Annotated in this window: 3 protein-coding genes; all 3 read right to left on the minus strand. The window is 66.9% G+C overall.

Going from position 1 to position 4,044, the window contains the following annotated elements; genetic code table 11:
- Positions 1-204 precede the first annotated feature (204 nt).
- The 3 genes from gloA2 to ligA are packed head-to-tail and all read right to left on the minus strand — an operon-like array spanning position 205 to position 3,937.
- Positions 205-588, minus strand: a complete 384-nt coding sequence (gene gloA2 / locus ACR9ZJ_RS18985; RefSeq protein ID WP_481288644.1) for an SMU1112c/YaeR family gloxylase I-like metalloprotein — start codon at positions 586-588, stop codon at positions 205-207.
- A 5-nt stretch (positions 589-593) separates the two neighbouring features.
- Positions 594-1,544 carry an EF-P lysine aminoacylase EpmA gene (gene epmA / locus ACR9ZJ_RS18990; protein ID WP_481280560.1) on the minus strand — a complete coding sequence of 317 codons (951 nt, stop codon included), beginning with the start codon at positions 1,542-1,544 and terminating at the stop codon, positions 594-596.
- On the minus strand, positions 1,541-3,937 hold the full coding sequence (gene ligA, locus ACR9ZJ_RS18995; protein ID WP_481288645.1) for an NAD-dependent DNA ligase LigA: 2,397 nt from the start codon (positions 3,935-3,937) through the stop codon (positions 1,541-1,543). Before ligA ends, epmA begins: the two co-directional genes overlap by 4 nt.
- Between the last annotated feature and the right edge of the window lie 107 nt (positions 3,938-4,044).

Genomic DNA, 4,044 nt, shown 5'->3' on the forward strand with positions numbered 1-4,044 from the left:
GGTCGGCTCCCACCAGGTTGCAGCCAGTCCGGTGGGAACCTCGGCGCGCTTTGGTGGGAGCCGACCCTGTCGGCGATGCTCTTGCGTCACAGGAACTATCTCAGCAAGCCATTGTGGGAGCCGCTTCAGCGGCGATCTCACGGCAGCGGGTGTTCTTGTGGGAGCCGCTTCAGCGGCGATCCCGCGGCAGCGGGCCAGTTCCCCTCAGCGCTCGTAGAGTTCGATCGGCAAATCGTCCGGGTCGGCAAAGAACGTAAACCGGCGCCCCGTGTATTCATCGACACGAATCGGCTCGCACACCACCCCGCGCTCACCGAGCGTCGCCACCACCGCATCGATGTCGCTCACTGAAAACGCCAGATGGCGCAACCCTTGCGCCTCCGGCCGCGACGGCCGTTTCGGCGGCGATGGGAACGAAAACAACTCCAGCTGCACGCCGGGGCTCACTTCCAGGTCCAGCTTCCACGAGTCGCGCGCTTCGCGATACGCCTCGTGGACCACCTTCAGCCCCAGCACCTCGGTGTAAAACGCTTTCGAACGCGCGTAGTCGGAACAGATCAACGCCACGTGGTGAATCGCTTCGAGCATGGCGGTCACGCCTCGGAAAAAGGAAACGCGAGCACGTCGGCGATCGCGTCGGTGCGCGCCAGCACCATCAACAGCCGCTCGACACCGAGCGCCACACCGGCGCAATCGGGCATGCGCCCCAGCACCGCGAGCAGGTTCTCGTCGATCGGCACCTCGTCCAGCCCGCGCGCGCGCCGCTTCGCGTTGTCGCGCTCGAAGCGGGCGCGTTGCTCCACGGGATCGTTGAGCTCGTGGTAGCCATTCGCCACCTCGTACGGTCCCACATACGCCTCGAAACGCTTCGCCACGGGCGGATCGTCCTCGCGGATGCGCGCCAGCGCGCACTGGCTGGCCGGATAGTCGGACACGACCGTGATCCGGTCGCGCGGGAACGCCGGCTGGATCTTGTGCGTCATCAACAGGTCGAGCCAGTCGTCGCGTTCCAGTCCCTCCGGATCGATACCGGAACCGGCCAGGGGCGCCTGCAAGCGCTCCAGCGGGTCCGTGAGTGGATCGATACCGAGCGCATCGCGGTACAGGCTGCGATACGTCGTTTCCACGATGTCGAAGGTACGGCCCGCCTGCACCAGTACACGCTCGAGCAGGTCGATCACCTCGCGAGCGAGCTTCGCCTCGTCCCAGCCCACGCGGTACCACTCCAGCATGGTGAACTCGGGATTGTGCCGGCCACCGGCTTCGCCATCGCGGAACACCCGGCCGAGTTCGTAGCAGTCACCCAGGCCCGCGGCGAGCAGCCGCTTCAACGGAAATTCCGGCGACGTGCGCAGCCAGCGTTCGGGCGCACCGGCGTCGACATGCCCGCTGAATCGCGTGCGGAAGCTCTGGATGTTCGGATCGGTATTGCCCGCGGCCGAGAGGATCGGCGTATCCACCTCGAGCACCCCGCGCGCCGCGAAGAAGGCGCGGATGTGGGCATACGTTTCCGCACGCAGGCGCAGGTTCTTCAGGTCGCTCACGGTGCCACCCCGTGCTCCTGCAACAAGGCGACGAGATCGGCCTCGGTGTAGACGGGTATGCCGAGTTCGTTCGCTTTATCGAGCTTGGAGCCCGCCGCCTCGCCGGCGAATACGCCGGTGGTCTTCTTCGATACCGAACCGGCGACCTTGGCACCCAGCGATTCCAGGCGTTCCGTGGCGTCGTCGCGCTTGAGCGTTTCCATCGTCCCGGTAATCACGTAGGTCATGCCTTCGAGCGGAAGCGCGGATGCCGCCTTCGCCGGCAACGCCTCGGCAAGCCGGCGCATGGCATCGTCCGCGCGGCGCAAGTCGGCCAGCCGGTCACCATCGGCGAGGCACGCGGAAAGGTTGGCGGCGGCGGCCTGCGGCACGCCCGCGACGATCCACTGGTGTTCGCCGGCTTTCACCAGCGCGTCGAGGGTGGCGTAGTGCTTCGCGAGAAGGGCCGTACTCTTGGGGCCGAGCTTCGGCACCTTGGCGGCATCCAGGAGCACGTCCAGTCCCAGGCGATCGCGAAGTTTCGGCGAAGGCGCGCCTTCATCGGTGAAGGTGATGCCCGCCGCCAGCAACGCGTCCACCACCTTCTGGTTACCGTCCTGCTCGAAGAAGGCCGCGATGGAGGTCGCGACCTCGTCGCCGATATCGGGCAGCACGCGCAACACCGGCGCGGGCGTATGGCGGACGTGTTCCAACGAACCCAGCCAGTTGGCCAGTGTCTTGGCCGTGCTTTCGCCGATGTGCATGATGCCCAGGGCGAACAGGAAACGCGGCAGGGTGGACCGTTTGCTGGCCTCGATGGCCTGGACCAGGTTCTCGGCCCATTTCGTGGCGACCTTGCCCTGCTTCACGGTCTCCGGCGTGGAACCGTCGCGTTCGTCGGCGAGCGTCTTCATCCGCACGAAGCTCTCGACGGTGAGTCCGTACAGATCGGCTGGAGTGTGCACCATGTCGAACTCGACCAGGGCATCGACGAAGCGGTCACCGAGACCGTCGATATCCATGGCGCGGCGCGACGCGAAGTGGATCAGGGCCTCCTTCCGCTGCGCCGCGCAGACGAGGCCGCCCGAACAACGATAGGCGGCGGCACCTTCCTCGCGCAGCAATTCGGAACCGCAGACCGGGCACGTCTCCGGCATCTTCCACGGCACGGTCTTCGCCGGGCGGCGCTCTTCCACCACGCGGGCCACTTCGGGAATGACATCGCCAGCGCGACGCACGATCACGGTGTCGCCGATGCGCACGTCGAGCCGCGCGACCTGGTCGGCATTGTGCAGCGTGGCATTGGTCACGGTGACGCCGCCGACCTGCACCGGCGTGAGCCGGGCCACCGGTGTCGCGGCGCCGGTGCGGCCGATCTGGATCTCGATCGCCTCCACCGTGGTCATCTGCTCCTGCGCGGGGTATTTGTGCGCGATGGCCCAGCGCGGCGCTCGCGAAACGAAGCCCATCTCGCGCTGGCCTTCGTAGTCGTCCAGCTTGTAGACCACGCCGTCGATGTCGTACGGCAGGCTGTCGCGCTTGGCGCCGATCTTGTGGAAGTAGGCGATGAGGCCATCGAACCCCTTCGCGGTGGAGACCTCCGGCGACACGGGAAAACCCCACTCGCGAAGCTTCTTCAGCGTGGCTGAATGCGTACCCGGCAATTCACCGCCCTCGACCCGGCCCACCGCGTAGGCGAAGAAGGCCAGCGGCCGTTTCGCGGTGACGGCGGGATCGAGCTGGCGCAGCGAGCCCGCCGCGCCATTGCGCGGGTTCGCCAGTGGCCGTTCCCCCTCGGCGCGGGCCCGTTCGTTGAACGCTTCGAAGGCCGCGCGCGGCATGATGACCTCACCGCGCACTTCCAGCACGCGCGGCCACCCTTCGCCACGCAGGCGCAGCGGAATGGCTTTCACGGTGCGAAGGTTGGCCGTGACGTCCTCGCCCACCGCGCCGTCACCGCGCGTGGCACCCTGCACGAAGACGCCGTTTTCATAGCGCAGGCTGATCGCGAGTCCGTCCAGCTTCGGTTCCACGGAGAACACGGGGTTCTTGCGGCCGAGGGTATGCTCGATGCGCCGCTCGAAATCGGCTATCTCGCGGTACTTCTCGCGGTCGGTATCGCCTTCCTGCTCGAACGCGTTGCCGAGCGAGAGCATCGGCACCGCGTGGGTCACCTCGGCGAAGCCGCCCTTGGCGCGCGCACCGACCCGGCGCGTGGGCGAATCGTCGCTGGCGAGGTCGGCGTAGTTCGCCTCAAGCGCTTCCAGTTCGCGCATGAGCCGGTCGTATTCGGCGTCCGCGATGTCCGGATCGTCCAGGACGTGATAGCGGTAGTTCGCGTCCTCGATGAGACGGCGCAATGTCCGTGCACGCTCGGCGGCTTCGGCGGGTGCGGTGGCGGTGGCTTGTGGCATGTGCAGGATCCGTGATGGCGCGCGCGTCACCGACGCGACCCTGAACTGTCGGCCGAAGAGGCGGCAAAAGCAAGATTCCCATCGGCTATAATCGATCGGCCATGCCC

The organism is Luteibacter sp. KNZ12-1A (assembly GCF_056755675.1).